22 protein-coding genes are annotated in these 21,791 nt (G+C 59.1%); 11 read left to right on the top strand and 11 right to left on the bottom strand.

Going from position 1 to position 21,791, the window contains the following annotated elements:
* The first annotated feature begins 77 nt into the window (after positions 1-77).
* From C440_RS05965 to C440_RS05955, 3 genes are all read left to right on the top strand, one after another.
* The gene (locus tag C440_RS05965; RefSeq protein ID WP_008319265.1) at positions 78-2,312 is read left to right on the top strand and encodes an alkaline phosphatase family protein; all 2,235 of its coding nucleotides are present in this window, start codon (positions 78-80) and stop codon (positions 2,310-2,312) included.
* 146 nt (positions 2,313-2,458) lie between these two features.
* Positions 2,459-3,160: a hypothetical protein gene (locus C440_RS05960; protein ID WP_008319264.1), complete on the top strand. Its 702-nt coding sequence runs from the start codon at positions 2,459-2,461 to the stop codon at positions 3,158-3,160.
* Positions 3,161-3,251: 91 nt separating this feature from the next.
* On the top strand, positions 3,252-4,241 hold the full coding sequence (locus C440_RS05955; RefSeq protein WP_008319263.1) for a hypothetical protein: 990 nt from the start codon (positions 3,252-3,254) through the stop codon (positions 4,239-4,241).
* Positions 4,242-4,374: 133 nt separating this feature from the next.
* Here the strand turns inward: C440_RS05955 and C440_RS05950 are convergent, their stop codons facing one another.
* Entirely contained in the window at positions 4,375-5,679 is a 1,305-nt protein-coding gene (locus C440_RS05950; protein WP_008319262.1) for a dicarboxylate/amino acid:cation symporter, read from the bottom strand.
* Positions 5,680-6,020: 341 nt separating this feature from the next.
* On the opposite strand from C440_RS05950, the gene C440_RS05945 reads away from it, so the two are divergent.
* The gene (locus C440_RS05945) at positions 6,021-6,308 is read left to right on the top strand and encodes a hypothetical protein (RefSeq protein ID WP_008319261.1); all 288 of its coding nucleotides are present in this window, start codon (positions 6,021-6,023) and stop codon (positions 6,306-6,308) included.
* Positions 6,309-6,388: 80 nt separating this feature from the next.
* On the opposite strand, the gene C440_RS05940 is transcribed toward C440_RS05945, so the two are convergent.
* The gene (locus tag C440_RS05940) at positions 6,389-7,207 is read right to left on the bottom strand and encodes an ABC transporter permease subunit (protein ID WP_008319260.1); all 819 of its coding nucleotides are present in this window, start codon (positions 7,205-7,207) and stop codon (positions 6,389-6,391) included.
* On the bottom strand, positions 7,204-8,133 hold the full coding sequence (locus C440_RS05935; RefSeq protein ID WP_008319259.1) for an ABC transporter ATP-binding protein: 930 nt from the start codon (positions 8,131-8,133) through the stop codon (positions 7,204-7,206). The genes C440_RS05940 and C440_RS05935 overlap by 4 nt, the downstream gene beginning before the upstream one ends.
* 171 nt (positions 8,134-8,304) lie before the next feature.
* On the opposite strand from C440_RS05935, the gene C440_RS05930 reads away from it, so the two are divergent.
* The 3 genes from C440_RS05930 (at position 8,305) to C440_RS17680 (ending at position 9,244) form a co-directional block, all read left to right on the top strand.
* Positions 8,305-8,586, top strand: coding sequence for a hypothetical protein (locus C440_RS05930; RefSeq protein WP_008319258.1), 282 nt, complete (start codon positions 8,305-8,307; stop codon positions 8,584-8,586).
* Between the two features lie 22 nt (positions 8,587-8,608).
* Positions 8,609-8,971 carry a hypothetical protein gene (locus C440_RS05925; RefSeq protein ID WP_008319257.1) on the top strand — a complete coding sequence of 121 codons (363 nt, stop codon included), beginning with the start codon at positions 8,609-8,611 and terminating at the stop codon, positions 8,969-8,971.
* 93 nt (positions 8,972-9,064) lie between these two features.
* Positions 9,065-9,244 (top strand): hypothetical protein, encoded by a 180-nt coding sequence (locus C440_RS17680; RefSeq protein WP_152417840.1) that lies wholly within the window; start codon positions 9,065-9,067, stop codon positions 9,242-9,244.
* Between the two features lie 520 nt (positions 9,245-9,764).
* On the opposite strand, the gene C440_RS05920 is transcribed toward C440_RS17680, so the two are convergent.
* Entirely contained in the window at positions 9,765-10,790 is a 1,026-nt protein-coding gene (locus C440_RS05920) for a HEAT repeat domain-containing protein (RefSeq protein WP_008319255.1), read from the bottom strand.
* A gap of 117 nt (positions 10,791-10,907) precedes the next feature.
* Positions 10,908-11,198 carry an SUI1 family translation initiation factor gene (locus tag C440_RS05915; protein WP_008319253.1) on the bottom strand — a complete coding sequence of 97 codons (291 nt, stop codon included), beginning with the start codon at positions 11,196-11,198 and terminating at the stop codon, positions 10,908-10,910.
* Positions 11,199-11,530: 332 nt separating this feature from the next.
* On the opposite strand from C440_RS05915, the gene C440_RS05910 reads away from it, so the two are divergent.
* Positions 11,531-13,132, top strand: coding sequence for an oleate hydratase (locus C440_RS05910; RefSeq protein ID WP_049915490.1), 1,602 nt, complete (start codon positions 11,531-11,533; stop codon positions 13,130-13,132).
* Between the two features lie 82 nt (positions 13,133-13,214).
* Here the strand turns inward: C440_RS05910 and C440_RS17895 are convergent, their stop codons facing one another.
* Positions 13,215-13,421, bottom strand: coding sequence for a hypothetical protein (locus C440_RS17895; protein ID WP_008319250.1), 207 nt, complete (start codon positions 13,419-13,421; stop codon positions 13,215-13,217).
* A 397-nt stretch (positions 13,422-13,818) separates the two neighbouring features.
* Here C440_RS17895 and C440_RS05900 point away from each other — a divergent pair, with 397 nt between their 5' ends.
* The 3 genes from C440_RS05900 to C440_RS05890 are packed head-to-tail and all read left to right on the top strand — an operon-like array spanning position 13,819 to position 16,852.
* Positions 13,819-15,063 carry a CARDB domain-containing protein gene (locus C440_RS05900; protein WP_008319248.1) on the top strand — a complete coding sequence of 415 codons (1,245 nt, stop codon included), beginning with the start codon at positions 13,819-13,821 and terminating at the stop codon, positions 15,061-15,063.
* Positions 15,060-15,722 (top strand): ABC transporter ATP-binding protein, encoded by a 663-nt coding sequence (locus C440_RS05895; RefSeq protein ID WP_008319246.1) that lies wholly within the window; start codon positions 15,060-15,062, stop codon positions 15,720-15,722. The genes C440_RS05900 and C440_RS05895 overlap by 4 nt, the downstream gene beginning before the upstream one ends.
* 38 nt (positions 15,723-15,760) lie before the next feature.
* Positions 15,761-16,852 carry an ABC transporter permease gene (locus C440_RS05890; protein ID WP_008319244.1) on the top strand — a complete coding sequence of 364 codons (1,092 nt, stop codon included), beginning with the start codon at positions 15,761-15,763 and terminating at the stop codon, positions 16,850-16,852.
* Positions 16,853-17,263: 411 nt separating this feature from the next.
* Here C440_RS05890 and C440_RS17035 read toward each other — a convergent pair whose 3' ends face one another.
* From C440_RS17035 to C440_RS05870, 5 genes are all read right to left on the bottom strand, one after another.
* The gene (locus C440_RS17035; RefSeq protein WP_008319240.1) at positions 17,264-17,389 is read right to left on the bottom strand and encodes a hypothetical protein; all 126 of its coding nucleotides are present in this window, start codon (positions 17,387-17,389) and stop codon (positions 17,264-17,266) included.
* 29 nt (positions 17,390-17,418) lie between these two features.
* On the bottom strand, positions 17,419-18,456 hold the full coding sequence (locus C440_RS05880) for a zinc metalloprotease (protein ID WP_241432001.1): 1,038 nt from the start codon (positions 18,454-18,456) through the stop codon (positions 17,419-17,421).
* Between the two features lie 237 nt (positions 18,457-18,693).
* Positions 18,694-19,293 (bottom strand): hypothetical protein, encoded by a 600-nt coding sequence (locus tag C440_RS17675; protein WP_152417839.1) that lies wholly within the window; start codon positions 19,291-19,293, stop codon positions 18,694-18,696.
* A 10-nt stretch (positions 19,294-19,303) separates the two neighbouring features.
* On the bottom strand, positions 19,304-19,558 hold the full coding sequence (locus C440_RS05875; RefSeq protein ID WP_008319234.1) for a hypothetical protein: 255 nt from the start codon (positions 19,556-19,558) through the stop codon (positions 19,304-19,306).
* Between the two features lie 62 nt (positions 19,559-19,620).
* Positions 19,621-21,351: a S8 family peptidase gene (locus C440_RS05870; RefSeq protein ID WP_008319231.1), complete on the bottom strand. Its 1,731-nt coding sequence runs from the start codon at positions 21,349-21,351 to the stop codon at positions 19,621-19,623.
* Positions 21,352-21,791: the final 440 nt, after the last annotated feature.

Raw genomic sequence — 21,791 nt, 5'->3', positions numbered from 1 at the left:
GTCTCTTCGTTATCCAATTTGGGTCCGTATATTACCCAGCCAAGTGCTAACCCGGTTCTCTTTAGTGTCCAAAGCGCATGCGACGAAGATCGTATCTCTCCGCGCTCGCGGCTGGCATCCCGCTTAGCTCGCTCGGTAGCACAGGCTTGAGTACCGCCGAAACGCAAGACACCGGGAGCTATCTCTTCGAAGAGACTTTCGACGAACTCGCGTCCGCTCTCAAACCCGCATCCGACGAGTACATCGACGACTCGGTTCGAGGGTGGACCCACACACCGCCGGAAGGCTGGTCCGTCGAGCTGGCGGCCGACATGCCACAGGGAACGACCGAGTGGCAGGGCTGGAGTTTCACGACCGATGCGTTTTGGACCGCCGCCGCGGGCCAGGGTCGAAGCGAGTTCACGCGCGCCGACAGCGTCTTCGCCGTCGCCGACCCCGACGAGTGGGACGATACGGACTCTCCTGCCAGTGAGGGCACGTTCGACAGTACGCTCGTCTCGAAGTCTATCGACCTACCGGACGAAGCGTCTGTTTATCTCGGATTCGCGTCCCACTACCGACAAGAAGACGGGCAGACCGCAGACGTGGTGGTCTCGTTCGATACGGGTGACGAACAGACCGTGCTCCACTACGACGGTGCGGCTGACTCTGATAACGGGGGCGACGACGTGCGGAATGCCTACCCGGTCGTCGAGGTTTCCGTTCCAGACGGGGCGCAGACGATGGTCGTCGAGTGGCGACTTTCGAACGCCAGAAACGACTGGTACTGGGCGATTGACGTCGTTCGAGTGGCTAGCGAACCTTTCGACGGCGGTCCGAAACCGGGACCAGACCCGATTCAGCTACCGGACTCGCCGGACGGGACGAGCGACGAGAAGGTGCTCGTACTCGGACTCGACGGCGTTCGCTGGGATAAACTCCGACAGGCGAATACGCCGGTCTTCGACAGGATTCGTGAAGACGGTATCGGTGGTCCGTCGCAACTGTACGGGCCGCCTCTCGCCGACTCGTCGAGCGGTCCCGGCTGGTCCACGATTGCGACGGGCGTCTGGCCTGACAAACACGGCGTCACCGACAATAGTTTCGAGGGCAAGCAGTACGACACCTACCCGGACTTCCTCACGCTGATGGAGCGGGAAAACCCTGACCTGAGCACGTTTGCGATTATGGACTGGGACCCGCTGAGCGAGCAAGGGACGTTTTCCGACGCAATCGACGTGAAAGCCCCGGTCGAATCGTCGCTGAGTTGGTGGGACAGTGGTGAACGAATCGTCGCCACCGCCCGTGACCGCCTTCGAAATCAGAACCCAGACGCGCTCTTCGTCTACTGGGTGTTGGTTGATATGGTTGGACACACGAAGAGCGTCGGCTCCGACGATTATATTGAGGCAATCGAACAGAGCGACGCGTGGCTCGGAACGCTCTTGGACGCAATCGAGGCGCGTGAGACCCGGAGCGAAGAGGACTGGCTCGTCGTCGTCACCACCGACCACGGGTTCGAAGGCTTCGGCCACGGCGGTAACACCATCCAAGAGCGAACGTCGTTTGTGTACGCTATCGGTGACAGTATCTCGGGACAGACCCCGGAGAGACAACCCGAAGCCGTCGATATCGCGCACACAGCGCTCGACCACGTTGGCGTCACCCCCGCCCCGGGGTGGGACCTCGACGGCATCGTCTTGGGGACGCCCTCCAACGACCCCTTCGACGACCTGAAAAACCAGCTCAAGCCGGCTGAAACAGTCGATATCGACTCGTCGGTCCTTGGATGGACGCGCACGCCACCGACTGGATGGAGCGTCGGTTTCGCCTCGCAGATGGCGGAGCGCGGAACCACGGAGTACCGCGGTTGGTCGTTCGTCTCGGACGAGTTCTGGGCGCGTCGCAACCTGGACGGCCGGCAGAATTTCGTTCGAGCGAGGGACGTGGTTGCCGTCGCCGACCCGGAAAAATGGAACAGCGGTGGGAACCCTATCGACGACGGCTTCGAGTTCCAGACGACCCTCGAATCTTCGGCGTTCGACGTCTCCGGTCGTGAGACCGTCTCCGTCGAATTCCGGTCTCACTACCGCGGCACCGGTGGGCAGATTGCACAGGTGTTCGTTTCGTTCGATGGCGGTTCACAGACCGAACGACTCCGGTACGACGGCTCTGATGACGATACGTCGAGCCGCACCGAGAGCCTCGACGTGTCGGTTCCGGCCGAGGCAAGCACCATGACAGTCGCGTGGCGGCTGACCGCTTCCAGCGCCGATGGGTTCTGGGCAATCGATAGCCCGACTATCGACGCGCCGCAGTCCTCGTCGGAATAGGCCGGTTGTCGTCGCTCCCGGCGGAGCGGTCTCCCAGCGAGAACGCGCCCCCATGCTGGAAGCGTCCTCCCTTGCATAGTGGACCCTCTCGCATAGTGAACCGACACCCCTATTTTCGGCCTCGGTTGCCATTCACACAAAAGCAGATGGATTCGCACGAAAAAATCGGTGACGAGCAGACGACTGTGACGTGGACGACGCAGTTGCGTGGATTTCGAGGGCTTCCACTCCGACACCTGTTCAACGTTGCTGACTTCAGCCGTTCGTTGTGGTGGTCTGCACTGACTGTCGTCCCACTTGTTTTGCTCGTCGTCGCAGTGGTCGTCGGCGACGAAACCAACTATTTCTACAGCATGTACGCCGCTGTGATGATATTGTTTCTCTCACAGATGTCGGAACGATTCATACATACGACAATCGAATTCGGCCGGGAGACCGGCGAACTCGAAACCACCTACCACTTGGGAAACCCCAGTCTCTTCCGCGGCGGCGAGCAGACGACAATCTTGCTCGAAGACGTCGAGGCCGCTCGATTTTTGTCGTTTGCCGGCCATACGATGGTCCGATTACACCACCCGAGAGCGTTCAGCACCAAGCCGACTGCGTTTCTCATTCCACCGGACAAAGACTGGGAGTTTCGGAGGGTCCTCAAGCGTCACGATGTCTCGATTGACGGAGCGCCAGAAGGAGACTCGACTGATTGGGTGTGGGGACGGTGCGCCGTCACCGGAGTCTTCCTGGGGATACTCCCGGTGTGCGCCGCGTTCATTTGGCACCCTGCGTATTCGTGGAGCGTACTGCTTGTTCTGTTCGTGAATGCTATCTTCCTCCTGCGACAGGGTTGGTGAGCGCGCTTCGACTCGTATCTCTCTCGGAGTACGTTTCTTCCTCGCCGCGTTGCAAAAAATAGATAACAGATTGACTCTTTATCGGAGCTACATGAAAATCGATGTGGTTGACACGCTCCACCAGCCGGAATACACTGGTAAAAATCGGTGTGAGCCGTGTACGTTGCTGAACCTGTTTATCGCGGCGGTGCTCGGCTCTGCCGTCGCGCGGAAATCGAAACTCGCCGGTGCCGTCGCGTTCGGTGTCTCTATCGCTCTCATCTATCTCCGTGGTTATCTCGTGCCCGGAACGCCGACGCTGACGAAGCGGTACCTTCCGCCAGAAGTTCTCACGTGGTTCGGCAAGGACCCAGAACCGGAGCTTGCATCCGGCTTCGGCGGCGGCGCACCGACCACACCCGCTTCGGAGACCGCGGATTCGAGCACCCACGCCGTCTCGTCGGGAGCCGACGAAGCGGCAGAAAATGGGTCGCTCGCCGACGACACAGACGAGACCGGCGATGCGGACGCATCCGACGACGTCGCCGACACGTCCGACGAGGGCGTCGCCGCAGGCGACGAACTGGAGGTGTTTTTCGTCGAACAGGGCATCCTCGAACCGTGCGAGGACGCAGACGACCTCTGTTTGACCGACGAGTTCGAGTCGGCGTGGGCGGCCGAGACCGACCCGCTCGTCGATTCGGAGATTACGGCCGAGATGGTCGCGGAGGCGTTCGGCATCTCGACCGACGACGGCCAGGACCTCGAACTCGTCGCCCGCGACGACGCACAAATTCTGCAGGCCGACTCGACGTGGCTTGGTCAGTGGCCCTCTCGTGCCGCGCTTATCGCCGACATTGCCGCCAGTCGCGTGCTCCAGTCGGACGTGGTGGGATGGGACGCCTACGACCCCGAAGAGAAGGGGCCAATTCTCAACGGTCTTCGGATGTTCCTCGAAACGTGTCCAACGACGGGTGGCGACATCCAGATGGGCGAAGAAACCGTCGAGTCCTGCTGTAGTTCGCACAAGGTTATCGCTGTCACTTGCGAAGACTCCGGTGAACGCCTCTTTGAGCACCAACTCCCCGACGCCGAAGCCTGAAGTCGGGCCAACGGACTCTGTCTGGTTTCACTTCGTATCTGCCTGCCGAAAACTACAGCGCCGTCCGAATCTGAACCCGAACCCGTACTCAGACCCGAACGAAAAAACGTCTACGTCCCGCGAACGAAGCTAGTCAGTCGTCACTGGGAGTAAGCGCACCGACACCGGACGCGGGTTCGGCCCAGACGCCGTCTCCGAACTCGACAGCGTCGTTCCACTTGCCGACGACTGTTGCGACCGCGAGGTCACCAGTGACGTTGCTCATGGTTGCGATGCGCCCGAGAATCGGGTCTACGCCGGCGACGAACCCGACGACCGTCAGCGGAAGGCCGACCTGATTGAGGACGACGGTAAGCATGACGAGTCCGGCACCGGGAACGCCGGCGGTGCCGATGCTGATGAGGACGGCGACGAGCAGGACTATCACTTGCTCCGAAAAGACGAGCGGTTGCCCGACGACGTTCGCGGCGAAGACGACAGTCAACGCCTGTCGAATCGCCGCACCGTCCATATTTGCGGTGGCTCCGACTGGGAGGACAAACGAGTAGACGCGCTCGTCGATGCGGAGGTCGTCTTCCGCGTTCGTCATCGTCACGGGGAGGGTCCCACTCGACGAGCGCGTGGCGAACGCGGTCACCATCGCGTCTTTCGCCCCGGCGAGAAACGACCACGGAGACACGCCCACGACGAGTGTCATGAGACCGAACAGGTAGGTGACGACGACGTGGAGAACGACCGCGACGGCGACGCCGAAGACGAGTTCGCCGAGCGACGAGAACACGCCGACACCTTCGGTCCCGATGCCGGAAGCCATGAGTGCGAAGACGCCGACGACGCCGTATTCGAGGACGCCTCGGACGATAACGAACATCGCCTCCGTTCCGACTTCGAACGCCTCGAACACCGAATCGACGCGGTCGGCGAGAGAGTCGTTTCGGGCGCGAACGTACGTGAGCGCGATTCCAAATACGATGACGAAAAAGACCGTCGCCAAGAGGTTCCCGTCGGCCATGGCGGCAATCGGATTACTCGGAATGATACCGAGGAGGACTTCGGTGAGCGAGGGTGGGACCTGTGATTTCGCTTCACCGCCCGTGAACGCCACTCCGCGGCCGGGTTGGAGCACGTTTGCGACGAGGAGACCGATGAGACCGGCTATCGTCGTCGTAACCGCATACAAGCCGACGGTCGTGCCGCCGATGCGACCGAGGCGGGCGGGTGAGAGTTGTCGAATCCCGGTCAACAGCGTGACGATGATGATCGGGACGACGAGCATGTTGAGAAGGCGGAGGAACACGTCCCCGAGCGGAGCGAGAACGCGCATCTCCTCGCCGAATACGATACCGGCGAGAGACCCAAGGACGAACGCGAATGCGATCCGGTAAATCAACTGGACCGACCGATACTGCCTCCAAACCGAACTGAGTGTCGAGTACATACCCCCGGTAATAGCGTGGACTTCAAAGCGCCTCCCGTCTCGTACGTATTTGTAACCGACTACGACGCCTTTGTACGCACTGCGTGTGTCCGGAACCGCTCTCGACTCCAACCATCTCTCGATAAACGGCCTTGTCGGACCCGGGTTTGACACTCGTCGAGGCTCTGGCTGTGAGTTCTCCGATTTACGTGGCTGTGTGAAACTCGCAGACGACTGCAAGTGTTGCCGGATTGTGTCCGAACTCGGCTCCGCCAAGTCACTCCATTTACAACTTGGCACCGCGACATCCACACGGGATGACAGCACAGCTGACTCGACGACAGCGGTGGATTGGTGTTTCTGTGATTGCCCTCTGTATCGTGTTTTTCACCGTCGTCGGATTCACTGACGGGGGCTGGGGACCGCTCGAAGGAGTCGGATTTGCAGTTGTCGCCGGTGGGTGGGGCCTCGTCCGTATCACGGAAGACTACCTCACTACCGTACAGGAGGGACTTGTGCTCGCCGCCTATGCCTCCGGCTGTCTCGGAGTCGTCGCTCTCATAGAGGGCGGTGCCGTAGATATTGAACTCGTCGCCTTATTCATTGGTTGCCTCGTGGCTATTGCCGGGTTCCTCTATTGGGATGTGTGACTCCCGAACTGGGCTTGGCACGTCGTCGTCCACAGGGTGTGTCCGGTGGTTTCAGTCACCGATAAAATAGTGGTGGTGTTTTACGAGAGTTCCGTCCGCTCGAACCGCCAGAGACCGAACGCCAGCGGCAACACGAGCCAACAGAGGAGCACCAGCGCGGCGAACCACCATTCAGACCACACCGAAGTGGGCGCGCCGCCGGAGCCAAGAATCGTCGATGTCAGCGTCGAAAACGCGCTTTTCGGGTTGACGGCACCGATGAATCCCACGAGTTGGTCTCGAAGGGCTTCGGTACCGACGTCGTATCTGGCGAGCACGATACTCAGGCCGAAGGTGAACATCCCCCAGACCAAGGTGAACAAGACTACGAGACTGAAGCCGATACCGACGACGATACTCTCGGAGTTGATGCTGGACGACAGCCCGATGCTCACGCTGACGAAGGTCGCACCCAACACGAGCGCGAGGAGCAACACTCCGACGTAGTCCATCGGTGCAAACGACCCACCGAGAGCGAACATCGTGATGCCGCCGGCAAGCGCACCGACGACAGTGGCGACCGAGACGATTGCCGTTCGGCCGAGGAATTTGCCCAGCACGACGTCGGAACGCGTGTGTGGCAGTGACAACAAGAGCTTGATACTCCCGCTCGACCGTTCGCCGACGACCGACCGGTAGCCGATGAACATCCCGATGACGGGAAGCAGGAAGCCGATTGGCGACACGATTGCGGCCGTGAACGCCGCCGCTCCTAACTCACCGCCCAAGAACGTCCCAACTTTGGTGAAGAGCGCGGACAGTCCGACGAAGAAGACGACGAACGCGGCTACCAGACCGAGCAGTCGCCACGACCGAATCGCGTCCTGTACGTCCTTTTTTGCGATTGTAACGACGCTCATTCCGCGGTCACCTTTCCGTTCGTGTACGCGCTGAACAGGTCTTCGAGCGACTCTTCGTCCGTGTCGAAGTCGCGGACTTCGACGCCGGTCGCGTCGATTGCTTCGAGGACGGAGAACTTCGAGTTGGCGTCCAATTTGACGACGAGTTCGTCGGCTCCGGTGGTCTGGACGTTCGTGACGCCATCGACCGACTGCACCGCGGCGACGCTCTCGTCTGTGACCGCCGAAACGGCTACCGTCAGGACCGACTCGGAGTTGGTCTGCGCTTGGAGGTCGCTAATCGAGTTTTCGGCGACGAGTCTGCCGTCTCGGAGGATTCCGACACGGTCGCAGATGGCCTCGACTTGTTCGAGGATGTGGCTCGAAAAGAAAATCGTCGCCCCACGGCGGTTCTCTTCGAGAATTATCTCGCGCATCTCCAGCGCACCGTTGGGGTCGAGTCCGGTAGACGGTTCGTCGAGGATGATCAATTCGGGATTCCCGACGAGCGCCATCGCAAGGACGAGTCGCTGTGTCATCCCCTTCGAGTAGCCACCGGCTTTTCTGTCCGCCGCACCGAGAATACCGACTCGGTCGAGGAGTTCTTCGGGGTCGTCGTCGGCGTTCTTCGATTCGATTGCGAAGTCGAGATGTTGTCTCCCGGTCAGGCGTTCGTAGGGGCGGAACGCGTCTGGGAGGACGCCGATGTGTTCTCGAATCGTCGCCGACTCGGCTTGCGCGTCGTGGCCGAGTACCGTTACATCTCCCGCCGTCGGGGGGAGGAAGTCGAGAAGAATATTAATCGCCGTAGACTTGCCGGCCCCGTTGGGACCGAGGAAACCGTATATCTCGCCTTGTTCGACCGTGAGGTCGAGGCCGTGGAGGGCCGTGACGTCACCAAACTGCTTGGTGACGTCGTCGAACTGTATTGCAGGGGTATTCGACATACGACCTATCCTCTGTTGTGGGGGGATATAGTGAGGGTTCGTATTTTTCTGGCTCAGAAAATTGCTGAAGCCAATCGTTCACCATAAATCAGAATATAGGTGGGGACCCGTATAGAATCTCATTCAATCTCAAAAATATACTATTTTCACCCCTCGGTCAGTTCTCTGGACATGAACGGCGTCTTCCGATACGCTATCGGACTCACTCTGGCGTTCCTGCTCACGGCGGTGACGAGTCACTACTTCGGCGATGCGTACTTCATGATCTACCCCTCGATATTTCTGGTGTACGCGTTCACGATTGCGCTCGTGCTCGTTGACTCGTGGTATGTGCTCTCCCCGAGCGATACAAACCGTCGGCGACTCGGTGGCATCATGGGTGGTCTCGGGGCCTTTACTCTCGTCTTTTTCGCCGACACCGGTCGGTTGCCCCGTTGCGTAGAGTTAATGTAAACGCACCGTCGGAATATCGAGTATGAGCGATTCCGCGATGCGCGTTCGGGTTGGTTTCATCGGCGGGCTTTCGGTTCTCGTTTTTGTCGGCTTCGTGTTCTTGGGTCTGTCCGATACCGGGCTTGGGCCAGCCAAGGCCATCGTGGGTGCGGTCATGTTCAGCGGATACATCCTCTGGAAGGGACTTCCGAATCATCTCTCTCCTCGACGGGACGATATTCTCGTCGGCACGGTCTGCTTCCTCGGGTTCGGGCTTGTCGCTTGGGACGTGGTCGTCAACGGCGAGCCGGTGAGCGAGTCTGACCTCGTCACTTGGGGTGCTCTCTCGGTCGCGGTTCTACTCATATACGGGTGGGTGCGGATGGCGAACCGCCGTCCCGAGTGAGATAGGGTCCAGTATGGAACACAGCCACCGCTAAACGACACGAGCGAACCACTTAGACGACTCACGTACCTGGATACCGTCTTGGGAGATGGCATGTGTCACGGCCGGACGGGGATGGCACTCGCTCGACTCGCCATGGGTGAGCACCTCAACGACGACGCGCTCGTGGCCGAGTTCGTGAACCCAACGTTCTTCGATGGTCTCCGGTCCCGCTTACACCTCCTTCGTTTACGCGACCCCGACGCGCTTCCCTGCGTGCTCTTACTCGAATAAGGTGGGACCGTACCTATTCGAAATCGGAGGTGAGTTTGACATGCACATTATAAACAAATCATGTCTTGAATAAGACATAAAGAGCTAATATGTTTGTTAATATCAATTGATTCTGAAATGCCAGCCCCGATCAAAAACGACTCCGGTAACAAGGCGTAGTACGACAGCGAGTTTGCCCACGTCCCCGTCGGTGGTGAGGCACCTGAGACGAAGCCAGATACCCACGAAGCGTGCGCTTTGCGTGCAGTCCGTTCTCGGGCTGGGATAAGCCCGTTCGACTCCGGCTTCGTTATTTTTCACGGCATCGACGTCGAACACCCGTCCGCTACTAGTTGGTCGGTCGGCTAGCCGTCCGTCGGCTGGTCAGCCGGTTAGCCGGTCGGTTTCGAGACGTCGCAGAACCCCCGCGTCGTGTCGGCGACCTGTTCTTGACTTGGTATCGTCGCTCTAGGTTAGTGTACACTCGACCGAACGCCATCGTACGAGCGGGCGTGTAGCCAGTCGCATATGCTCCGTTCGTTCAGTACGGAGCACCACACTGCGGGCACATCTTCGGCCCGTCTCTCGGCAGTTCGAACCCACAAAGCGGACACTCGCCGTCGGTTTCGGGTGCCGTAATCTCATCGACCGCCTCGCTGGTCGTCGCTCGAACACCCGATACGCTCCCGATTTCGTCCGATGACGCCGGTTTTCCCGTTGCATCGACCGCTTCACGCGCAAACCGCGCTCGATTGGCGGCAAACGACTCTTCTTCGTCGTCCGTCGCCATCTCTCCGAGTGTTGCCGTTGGAAGTGCGCGCTCGTCGCACGCTTCGCACGCTCTCCGAGCGAATACGCCGAGGGCTTCCGCCGCTCGCCCGCGGATGAACGCGTTCTCGTCCACTAGTCGTGCACCGAGCGCGTCCGTCACAGCAGCGAGCCGCTCGGGATACTCACAGCCGACTATAACCAGCGCCGTCGCAAGGTGATAGCGAACGAGTTCGTTCTCGTCGCTGAGGTGGTCTCCGAGCGTCGGTACGTGGTGTCGAAGTCGGCGTGGGTCGCCGCCGGCGACGTATTCCAGCGCCTTCGCCAGTTTCTCTTTGACTTCGGGTTCGTCGAACGACAGCCCGACGCGGAGGTCAGCCAGCGTCTCGGGAGAGGCGACCATCTCGGGATGGGCACGAGCGATATACCCGAGGGCCTCGGCAGAGCGGGCGCGAACGTAGTAAAATTCCTCTTCGTCGGCCAATCGGTCTGCCAGCGCGGGGACGACCGCGTCGAGACGCTCGGCTCTCACTTCCGCGAGGGCAACGAATAGTTTCGCGGTCGCCAATCTCACCGGTCGCTCGTCATCGACTAAAAACGGCGTCAACGCTGGCGAGTGCTCGGAAATCGCACGTAGTTTCTCGTTTCCAACGGCGCGGAGTTGCCGAAGTGCCTCTTGTTTCGCCCGTCCCTCGGCTCCTTCGAGTCGTTCGAGCGACGCCGTGATATGTTCGTACTCGCCCGCCTCGATTTGGGTCCGGAGGCGGTCAGTCGTTGACGGCCGTCCCGATTTATCCATCGTTCCAATCAGCTCAACTACCGGTCCGTCTGCTAATAAAATCAGGGACGCGGGCGGATACGAAGACGGGCTTGTCGATCGGTTCGCTACCTACTCAGAACGCGGTCGTCTCGGTTATCATTCGATCTCGAACCCACGCTCGCGGAGGAGTTCCCGAACTCGCTGTTCGTGATCTCCTTGAATCTCGATATGCTCGTCTTTGACTGTTCCACCGGTGCCGAGCGCCGATTTGAGGTCGCTCCCGAGAGAGCCGAGGTCGGTGTCTCCTCGGAACCCGTCGATGAGTACCATGTGTTTTCCGTATCGTCGCTTTTCGGTCCGTACCGTGAGCTGCTGTGTGGCACGGTCGAGGTCGTCGAGCGGGTCGTCGGGGATATCGAGGTCTTCGAAGGGGTCGTCTTCACTCATCTCCGCGTCGATGTACGCGCGGGAAGCGTAAGAACATTGGTAGCACACCTGTCGTTCGGCAGTGCGTCGATAGAATCGGCGCACCGTTTTCGTCGCCTCCCGGTGTTCGACTCAGCCGAGCCGTTCGACGAGTTTTCGTGAACCCGACGTTCTTCGACGACCCAATATCCTTCCTCATAAACTGAGAACGCGCACCGTGTTTATCTCTTCTTGGTTTCGATGTTCAACTGAGAAGACACTATGAGAGAAATAATACAACCTACTATCGACTTTCGGCGTTCGAATGTGGTGCACAGATGGGATACGCTCGACTCGAACGGGAGGACGAGCTTATGAGTGATACCGACACACAGAAGACGGCTGTTGCGGAGCGAGAGGCCTACTTCGTTGGGGGCGGTATCGCTTCACTTGCCGGGGCCGCATTCCTGGTCCGGGACACTGGGATGCTTGGCGAGAACGTCCATATCCTCGAAAAGCGGGAGGTGTTCGGCGGTGCACTCGACGGTCGAGGTGTCCCCGAGGAGGGATACGTCCTTCCCGGCGGCCGCATGTTTAACTTCCCGACCTACGAGTGCACGTGGAATCTCCTCGATTCGATTCCCTCGCTCGAAGACCCCGAAACCAGTATTAAAGCCGAAATGGACGAGTTCAACGAACGGTACAGCACGTACGCTGAGACGCGACTCGTGGGGTCAGACCAAGAGATACTCGATGTTTCCTCTTACGGCTTCGAGACCCAACACCGCCTTTCGATGATTCGCCTCTTGCTTACGCCTGAGGCGACACTTGGCGACACTCGAATCGAAGAATGGTTCTCCGACTCGTTTTTCGACACGAACTTCTGGTATCTGTGGGCGACGACGTTCGCCTTCCAACCGTGGCATAGTGTTGCGGAGATGCGCCGATACATGCAGCGTTTCACGCAGGAATTCCCACGTCTGCACACGCTCAGCGGTGTCGCACGTACGAAATACAACCAGTACGACTCTATCGTCCGCCCGCTTCGACAGTGGCTCGACAACCACGGCGTCGATTTCCGCACTAACCACACTGTGACTGACCTCGATGTCGTCCCATCGCGCTCGGGGAAGACTGTCGAGACGATTCACTACGAAGGTGCCGACAGCACGGCGAAAGAGATTCCTGTCAATTCCGATGATCTCGTCTTCGTCACGAACGGTTCGATGACCGACGGCCTGAGTCTCGGGTCGATGACGGAAGCTCCCGACCTCAAGTCCAGAGGGACGTCCTTCGAGTTGTGGAGATCACTCACTGAGGACTACCCTGAACTCGGGACACCCAGCGCGTTTGCTGACCACGTTCCTGAGTCGAAATGGGAGTCGTTCACGCTCACGCTCCGCGAACCAGACTTCCTTGAACATATCGTCGAGGTCACGCGCGAAGAACCCGGCAACGCTCTCGTGACGTTTACCGAGTCGAACTGGCTCATGTCCATCGTCACTGCCGCCCAGCCTCATTTCGAGAACCAGCCGGACGACGTGAAAGTCGTCTGGGGCTACGGTCTCTTCCCTGAGGAGAAGGGGAACTACGTCGAGAAGAAGATGGAAGACTGCACGGGTGAGGAACTCCTCGAAGAACTTTGCTATCATCTCGATTACACCGAACACGTCGATGACCTCCGCGAAACTTCGACTTGTATCTCCTGCATGATGCCCTTTATCACCAGCCAGTTCATGCCGCGGACACCCGGAGACCGTCCAGATGTCGTTCCGACAGGGTCGAATAATCTGGCGTTCCTCGGTCAGTTCGCCGAAATCCCCGACGATGTCGTGTTTACTGTCGAGTATTCGGTCCGGTCGGCGATGCTTGCCGTCTACGAGTTCCTCGACGTTGAAAAAGAGGTGCCTCCGGTAAGTACCCACCAGTACGAGCCGGATGTGCTTTTGAACACCGCAAAGGCTGCCTTCCGGTGATAAACAGCGGGATGTGACGGGTCACACACCCGTCGAACCCCCAACTCAGGAGTAGTCCTACGCCACCGTCTGTTTGACATGATCACGATGCGGGAAGAACGTGCATCCTCACGAGCCACCTGTCGTTGGACGCGCAAATAGCCGGCTGGGTGTCTGTATAGGACTCGGCGTTCGTCTGCGCGTTGCTTCCGATAATCGAGATGTGGGTCGTCCCGGTCACGCGGAACGCGCTCTCCGGGGGCGTCGCGGTAATCGTCGGGTCGGATAGTGTGGATTGGTCAGAGGCCATAGTTAAACTATGTTAGGTAGTTCGGTTACGAACTCGTTAATTCCTCGCGGCCGGTGAGACAATCAGGTAACGTCGATGTTAGTGTGGTTACGTCGGCTACCCGCTTTCGAATCGTGTGTTCCAGACTTGGACGGTCGAGCCATACAGATACGGATGGAACGGAGGCAGAGGCGGAGACGGAAACGGAGCTATCGCCGAGACACGAGCGATGTCGGTCCCGACCAACTGATGTCATCGCACGCACATCAGAAAATTCATAATACGAGATATGTTATCTGCGAGTAATGTGGGATAAATGTCCCGAAAGACCCTCCGAGCGACGCCTGATTCGACGGGCGCGCCTTGCTTCGTGCGAATGTACTGTTTCACCGTGTCGCGTTGTTAGGAGTGTTCACGCATGAAACGCGTTCGACTGTTGTCTCTCGTCGTTCTCTGCGCAGTCGCGTTGAATGCTGGTCTCGCCGGTGTCGATGTTGCGTCGGCAGACCAAACGAGCGTTTCGATCTCGGGTGTTCGGACCGCACCGACGAGTCCGTCACCGGGACAGGATTTCACCGTGACGGCGAACATCTCGAATATGGGCAGTAGCGGGCAGGCAGTTGAACTGACTGACGTGTACGTTCGCGGTCCCGGCGGTACCGACGAGCACGGCCGCGTCGAGAATGTCGGTTCTATCGCGCCGGGCAATACGATTTCTGTCCCCGTCTCGCTTTCCCTCGACGAAACGGGGAGCCATTATCTCCGGGTTCACGCCGTCGTCAAAACGCGCAACGGCGGCCACCGGCATTTCGAGTACCCGGTGTTAGTGACGGTCACAGACCACGAACCGGTGTTGGTCTCGGTGCAAGCGTCTGAGTCGGCCGCCGAGTCTGAAACTCCAGTCAACGTCACAGTCGCCAACGGCGACGCTAAGCCGATCTCGTCTGTTGAGGTGCAACTCTCGGGGAACGGCTCGGCAACGGACCCCAAACGCATCACTGGTTCTATCGAACCGGGTGTGGACCGCTCATTCCGATATAACGTGACGTTCGACGACCCCGGAGCGCAGACGCTCTCTGCGAACGTGACCTACAAGACGAGCGGAGGTACCATCAAGACGGTCACTGACGAGACGACGTTCGATGTCGTCAACGAATCGGCAGGCACCGGAAACCGAATCGACGGGAAAATCAGACTCGTCGGCGTCGAAGCGTCCGGTTCTGGTATCGTCACCGTCCAAGGTGACGCCGCGAACGTCGGTGGCTCGAACGTCAAGTCAGTCCTGCTACGAGTCAAGGACACGAAGTCCGTGAGTCCGATGGGTGCCTCTGGCGAGTACTTCGTCGGCGCGGTCAACGACAGCAAGTTCGACACGTTCGAACTAATCGCCCGAACGGAGAGCAATGCGACCGAGATTCCCATCCGCGTCAGATATCTCGTCGATGGCGAACAGAAGACAGAGACCGTCCGGGTCAACCTCAGTTCGGCCCAGGGCCCCTCACGACCGGCTCCACAGATGGACAGAGAGCCTCCGGAGCGCCCGTCTCAAGTTCGTGATACCTCGTCTTCCGGCGGCTCTTTCAACTTCGGCGGCATCGTCGTTCCTCTGCTCGTCGTCGTTGGTCTCGTCGGTGGTGTCTACACTCTCTGGAAACGACGATGAGCGTCATCGAACTCGACGGCGTGGTGAAACGCTACACCAACGGTGACGAGGAAATCGCCGCCTTGGACGATGTCGATTTCACCGTCAACCGCGGGGAGATGGTCGCTATCGTCGGCCCTTCGGGGTCCGGAAAGAGCACGCTATTGAACGTCATCGGCCTGCTCGACACGCCCACCGAGGGGACGGTTACCCTTGACGGACGGGACGTGACGGACCTCGGGACCGACGGACTCACCGAACATCGCCGCGAGAGCATCGGGTTCGTCTTCCAAGCGTATCACCTCTTGCCCATCTTCACCGCGGTCGAAAACGTCCAAGTGCCTTCGATGTGGGATTCGACCGTTGACCGGAAAGACCGCGCCGAAGACCTCCTTCGTCGCGTCGGTCTCGGTGACCGACTCACGCACAAGCCGAATCAGCTCTCTGGCGGCCAGAAACAGCGCGTGGCCATCGCTCGCGCGCTCGTCAACGAACCGCATATCATCCTCGCCGACGAGCCGACAGGAAACCTCGACCAAGATACCGGTGCGACGATTCTCGACGAGTTGACGCGGATCAAAAACGAGGAGAACGTCGCAATCGCGGCAGTCACACACGATACGCAACTGACCGACTACGCCGACCGGACGGTCGAACTAGTCGATGGAGTGAGACGGTGATCTGAATGGATGCCAGTCGCAGACTACCGAGTCTCGTCATGGCTTGGCGAAACCTATGGCGAAACAGGCTTCGAACGATACTGGCGGCGCTCGGCATCGTCATCGGCGTTATCGCCATCGCCGGACTCGGAATCACCGGGTCCGCACTCCGCTACGGTACCGCCCAGCAGTTCAGCGATATCACGAATCAAGCGACGGTCATGCCCGGTGAAGACGCCGAACAGCGGTATCTGACGGAATCACAGGTCCAATCTATCAGAGGCGTCGCCTCGAACGCGACGGTGATACCCGTCAAGCAGGGCCGAGTTACGATTTCGTCACACACTGGAGAGTCGTATGCGAGCGTCGATCAGGTGACGAAGCCACGCGAGTTGTACAGCGCGCACAAAGGAACGATACCACAGCCGTTTCGGACTGGCGTCCTGATCAACAACGAAACGGCGGCGTATCTGAACGTCACGATTGGTGACCTGATAATCGTCGGCGACCAGTCGTACAAAGTGCGCGCGATTATCTCGGACGGCGGTATCGGCTACCGCGACAGTCGCGTCGTCGTCTCGCCGCCGGCGCTCTCGAAACAGGGTTACTCGTCGGTGATGATTATCGCCGAAGACGGCGACGCCGCCCAGTACCTCGCTAACGCGACGAAAGACCACTTCAACACCGAAGGGGAGGTCGTCCGAACCTCGTCGTACGGGGGACTCAACCAGCGAGTTGGCTCGCTTTTCAGCACGCTGAACTTAGTCCTCCTCGGCATCGGTTCGATATCGCTCGTCGTCGCCGGCGTCAGCATTCTCAACGTCATGCTGATGAGCACCATCGAGCGCCGGAGCGAGATTGGTGTACTCCGAGCGGTCGGCGTCCGACGCAAGGACGTCCTCCGGATGATTCTCGCGGAAGCGACGCTGTTGGGTGTCATCGGCGGGGCAGTCGGTGCAGTCCTCTCGGCGGGAATCGGCGCGCTCCTGTACGATACGCTTTACAGCGACCCGCTTCTCGTCTTCCGGTGGGCGAGTGCTCGCTATCTCATCGTCGGGTTCTGTTTCGGCGCGTTCGCAAGCGTGCTCAGCGGAATCTACCCGGCGTGGAAAGCGGCTAACAAGCGACCTGTCGAAGCAATTCGAAGCTAACGCCAGTCACACCCGGCTGGCATTTTCCGGCGTTGTCGGTATCCTACGAGTTCGACACGCTGGCTTTAGAACACCCGTTAGGTAGGCGCATCTACACGTTCGCTGGAATTTTACTCTCCGGGAGAAAATATCGGTAGTGATGAATAAATACGTAGAACGACTTGTGCGTTCTCTCATCGACGACCTTGACGAACCACTCCCAGTTCTCGGTCTGTTGTTCGCTGCGCTTGTCCTGTGGGCGATCTGTTAGATAGCTTCTGGGGTTCTTGACTCCCGTAATTACGCTTCTCCTCTCGTTCGCCACTGTCACGCTGTTCATCGCCGTCGTCAAATACTACAGATACCCCTTTTGGCCGCTTTCCCTGTCGGTTCTCGAAACCGGAACGAGCCGAAGCGAAGTCGAAAAACCGTTTAGGAGTCCTTGCCAGCCTGCTTGAAGAACGCGATTGCGGCACCGAAAAGCGTGATATTCTGGAGGAACGCCGTGAGTTCTTCCCCGCGCGAGTCCGAGTTAACCGCCCAACAGTCGTGCACCATATTTGGAATTAGTGCGACGAAACAGTGGGTTAGTCCGACCAGCGTTCCGCCTTCCCGAATTCGTCGTCACCGTCGAATGGCTCCGGGAGTTGCGTCTCGTTCTCCGGGTTTAAAAGAAGGTATCCCAAAGCGAGGGCGGTGTTATAGTCTATGTACTCCGGGTTGCGTTCGCCGACGTAGAGAGTGACGTTTTCGTACACTTCGAGACTGTCGTCGCTGTCTGTGTTGAGCGCCCACGACTCCCAGCGAACCCCTTCGTGACCGTCGATTTTGACGACGATGTTCGCCTCCTGTTTGCTATCGACGAATCTGAAAGCGGGTTGTGCTTCGAGGTGGTCGGTTTCGGTGCTCCAGTACTTCCAGCCCTCCCGAATTTCCCGGCGGTAGTCAGACTCCTCCGTGCTGGAAACTGAGCCAGCCGTATCGAAGTAGACACGGAAGTCGGTCGTATTCCACCCGTACGACCGGTTTTCGAGGTCCTGCTCCGGGATGAGTAACGTATCAACTGTCGCGTTCATGGCCGGGATTTCGGAGTGATTCTCGTGGTCGAGCCCTCGGGTGTGTCCTAATTCGTGGATGATAATCTCCCGAGTACTCGAAACCGCGTAGTCGTCTTCGATAGTGACGGTCTCCGGCGACACGGCCGTGTCAGATTTCGTGAGAATCGGTGCGCACCCGACCGTCAAATTGTCGTAGCCGTTACAGTAGGTGATGGTATCGACGAACCGAATCAGAATCTGTGCCTCGTCGGGGTCGCTGACGAACGTGTAGTTCGCATCGTACGAACCCGCTGTCCGATTGTTCCAGAAATCGAGTGCGCCCACGACCGCCCGTTCGTACGACCGGTTCTTGGCGTCCTCGGCCACGGCGTAGCCGACACGAATCTGTTCGGTCCCGAATGGGTTTTCGGGCGGTGTCGGTGTCGGTGTCATAGTCGGTGTCGGTGCCTGTGTCGTGACGGATTCCGGCGTCGCGGCGGCGGTCGAATTGGGAGTCGATGGAGACCCTTGTCCCACACAGCCAGCGAATAAAACGAGGAAACAGAGTAGAAGTACGGCTCGGTCCATGGAGGGACAACTGAACAGTTTTAGGATAGATGTTGTGATTGACGTCGGAAATTGAACGTTCGTTTACAGTATTTTCGCAGGCACTTGCGTCGAACGTTCCTGCCTCGATTCGCTTCTGTCTGTTAACCGCGTTCCGCTGGTGTCCAACGTTCCGTAGACTGTCCGATCGCCCCTAGCGGACTACACGTGAACTCGTGTCGAAATAACGTAGTACTTGGTTGTAACCGTGCTCGACAGCTACGATTGCCGCCCTTCTAACCACTCGATGAGCGTGTTCCGGTCGCTTCCGGCCCGCTCGGCTTCGATGAGCCTCGTTATGTCGAGGTGTCCCTGCTTGACGCGGTCTTTGACTTCTTCGACGGTTCCCGAGACGATGGCTTCGTAGTCCATCTCAGCCCCGGAAACGGTCTCCGACCGGTGTGTCGAAATCGGTGGAGAGCCGGCACTACTCACCGTCTTTGGTGGCTGTTCTGACGCTCGTGGGTGGCTTTCACCCCGAGTAGACGGCCCACCGTTTATCGAGGGGTCTCTCGTTGACTCCGACTTCGAGACCGGTGCCGCACCGGCCTCGGTCGCTTGGCGCGTGACGGTGCCGCTCCTGTCTTTGGCTGGCGATGCCGTAAGCGACTGGGGAGCACCTCCTCCATCGATGGCTTGGTCTGACTGCCGTTGTGGTTCTCCCGGTGCTGACCGTTGGCTCGATGTGCCTGCTGAGGGTGCCGGGCCGCCTCTGTTCGTGTTGCCCGCGCCTTCGCGTGTCGTCACGCCGGCCGATTCGTGAACCTCAGCTGTCGTCGCTTTTCGGTCTTCGTCGTCAACTTCGATTATGATTCGCATCTCTATTCACCTAGTTCAACACCGCGTATCTGGCTTCGACTTGGACGCTCTCGTTGGTGGTGTTTTGAATCGAGAGCCAGTACGTGACGTCGTCACTCGATGCGCGTTCTACTTCTACGTCCCAGTCGATCTGCGGGCCGCCCTGTTCTGGTGTGGTCGGCACGACGTACCACGTGACGTGCCAGTCTTCGGGCCAGCCCCACGTGAACCAGCGCCGACTGCTGTTTGCCGGGACGGTGCCGCGGAATTGAACTCCTGTTGTCATGGTTGTGTCTCCGTGTCTCTCTGCTCGGCGTCACTGCTCGCGTTCGTGCACTCGTTCATCCGTTACGACTCTCCAAGGACGGCGTAGCGGGCTTCCGCCTCGATCGTCGACCCCGTCTTGTTCGTGATGCTAATCCAGTACGTGATATTCTCGTGGGTGGCTCGTTCGACCTCGACGTTCCAGCTGAGTTGTGGACCGCCACTGCCGGGTGTCGTCGGAACGACACTCCACAGGACGTGCCACTGTGCTGGCCAGCCCCACGTGAACCAGCGACGCGTGCTGTTTGCGGGGATAGTCCCACGGAACTGGACACCGGTCCAACTTTGCGTCTCTCGCGCGCGTGGTACCAGTTCCCGGAGGTTCGGTCGGTTCCCGATACGCTGAGAGCTCGGTCGTCCGGGAGCGTCCTGTTGGGGCGACCCCGTCGAACGGAGCAGTTCCCGCGCTCGCAGTGGACTCAGCTGGGGCTGTCTGTCCCGTCGAAGGATTCCTTGGACACAGGCGAGGGCACCGACGACGATGGGTGATGCACTCGACGTTCCGCTGAACCTGTCGGTGTACCACTCGCGTTTGTCCGAACCGCCTTGGAGGTCGCCGTATCCCGTGGTGGTCACCTCTCGACCCCACCCTTGGGCGTCGATGATGCGCCCGTAGTTCGAGAAGCCGAGGCGCGACCGGTCTGGTCCCCAGTTGCTCCCGTGCGTTCCCGGCGGCGGCGCGCCCGCTCCGACGACAATTGCACCCGAATCTCGGTCTCCTCGCCGGAACGGATTCTCCCAGTCAGCGGGGAACCACGACGGTTTGGTGTCGTAAATCGAATCGTCGAGATTCTCGTCGCCGTTCCCTGCGGCTTCGACGACGAGGACGCCTTTTGCGACGGCATATCGGATGGCCGCCCAGTCGTCAGGCCACCATTCGATGGCGATATAGCCGTCTTGGTCCGCACGACTCTCGAAGTCGTTGCGCGGTCCCGGTCGATGAATCTCCAGCAACATGATGTCGCCACGAGCCAACCGGTCCGCCGCCAATCGAATCGCCCGTGCTGTGGGCATCGAGAAGGCGACGGCACTGATATTCGCGTCGGCCGCGATGCCGGTGACTCCGTAGTCGTTTTCGTCACCGCCGATTTCCCCGATGACGGCAGTTCCGTGGTTGTCGTTGGACGAGTTGGTGCCGCCAACGACGCCGCCTTGGTTGTGTTGATGGTCTTCGTGACTGAAATTCCATCCCCACTCTAAGTCGATTACCTCGACGCCGTCGCCCCTACCGCCAGCAAAATTCCACGCGTAGTGGGCGTCAACGCCTTCTGGAGCGGCGTCGAGGAATCCCTGCCGGGATACGAAGTTTGGCGTATTCACGGGCGGCGCGTCGTCTGTCGGCGTCATCGCGTTGAGTTCGCCGACTTCGATTTCTCCGACCGCGTCCGCTGGTTCGGCCGGTGGTTTCACGTAGGCGGATTCGACCGCATCGAGTTCGTTCAACCGCTCGGCCATCGACTCCATTCGTTCTGCATCCGTGTGAACGGCGTAATACAACGACAGGTCCGGTACGTCCGTGTCCGACTGGGACGCGACGGATTCGACGTCGGCACGCAACCGCTCTTCGGTCGCTCCAAAGAGCGGTTCGATAGTCGCACCTTCCTCGTCGAGGACGTCGGATAACGGGCTAATATCGGCGTTTGCGGCCGATGTCAACCCCTCCGGTCGAGCCCGTAACTTGACGTCGGGCTTGGCGACCATGACGAGTTCTGGTTCGCCTCGGATCTCTTCTGGTTCGTTTGTGTTCGGATTCATTCTCGATATCTCTCTTTCTGTGAGGCCCGTTCCGCCTCCTCCTCGATGCCGTCCAACCACTCTACGCGAGGCCCACCACTTCAAAAATCAACACAGTTGACATTAATTGTTGTCAGAAGGGTGAATGTATAGGATAGACCCCACTCGTCTGTCTCAGAACGACTGTTTTTCGGGTGCCATTACCACGTCCGCACCGCATGTGGTGAGTTATCATACTGGTCCGCGAGTGTGACGCTCAGCGCTGTGTGTTCACGAGTACTCGTTGGAGGAGTGGGAGGTGGACAATCCCGTGTAACTCCCGAGGCGGGGTGTTCGTTGCCCGCCGACAGCAGAATCATCCATCTATATCTGTTTTCTCCGAGAGCACACTACAGTTAATATCATATCATATCATATCATATTATATTATATTATATTATATTATATCTAAACCCGTAGAT

The organism is Haloferax mucosum ATCC BAA-1512 (assembly GCF_000337815.1).
GTDB lineage: Archaea > Halobacteriota > Halobacteria > Halobacteriales > Haloferacaceae > Haloferax > Haloferax mucosum.
The sequence above is the reverse complement of the archived record's forward strand: the minus strand, read 5'-3'. Positions and strand labels throughout refer to the sequence as shown.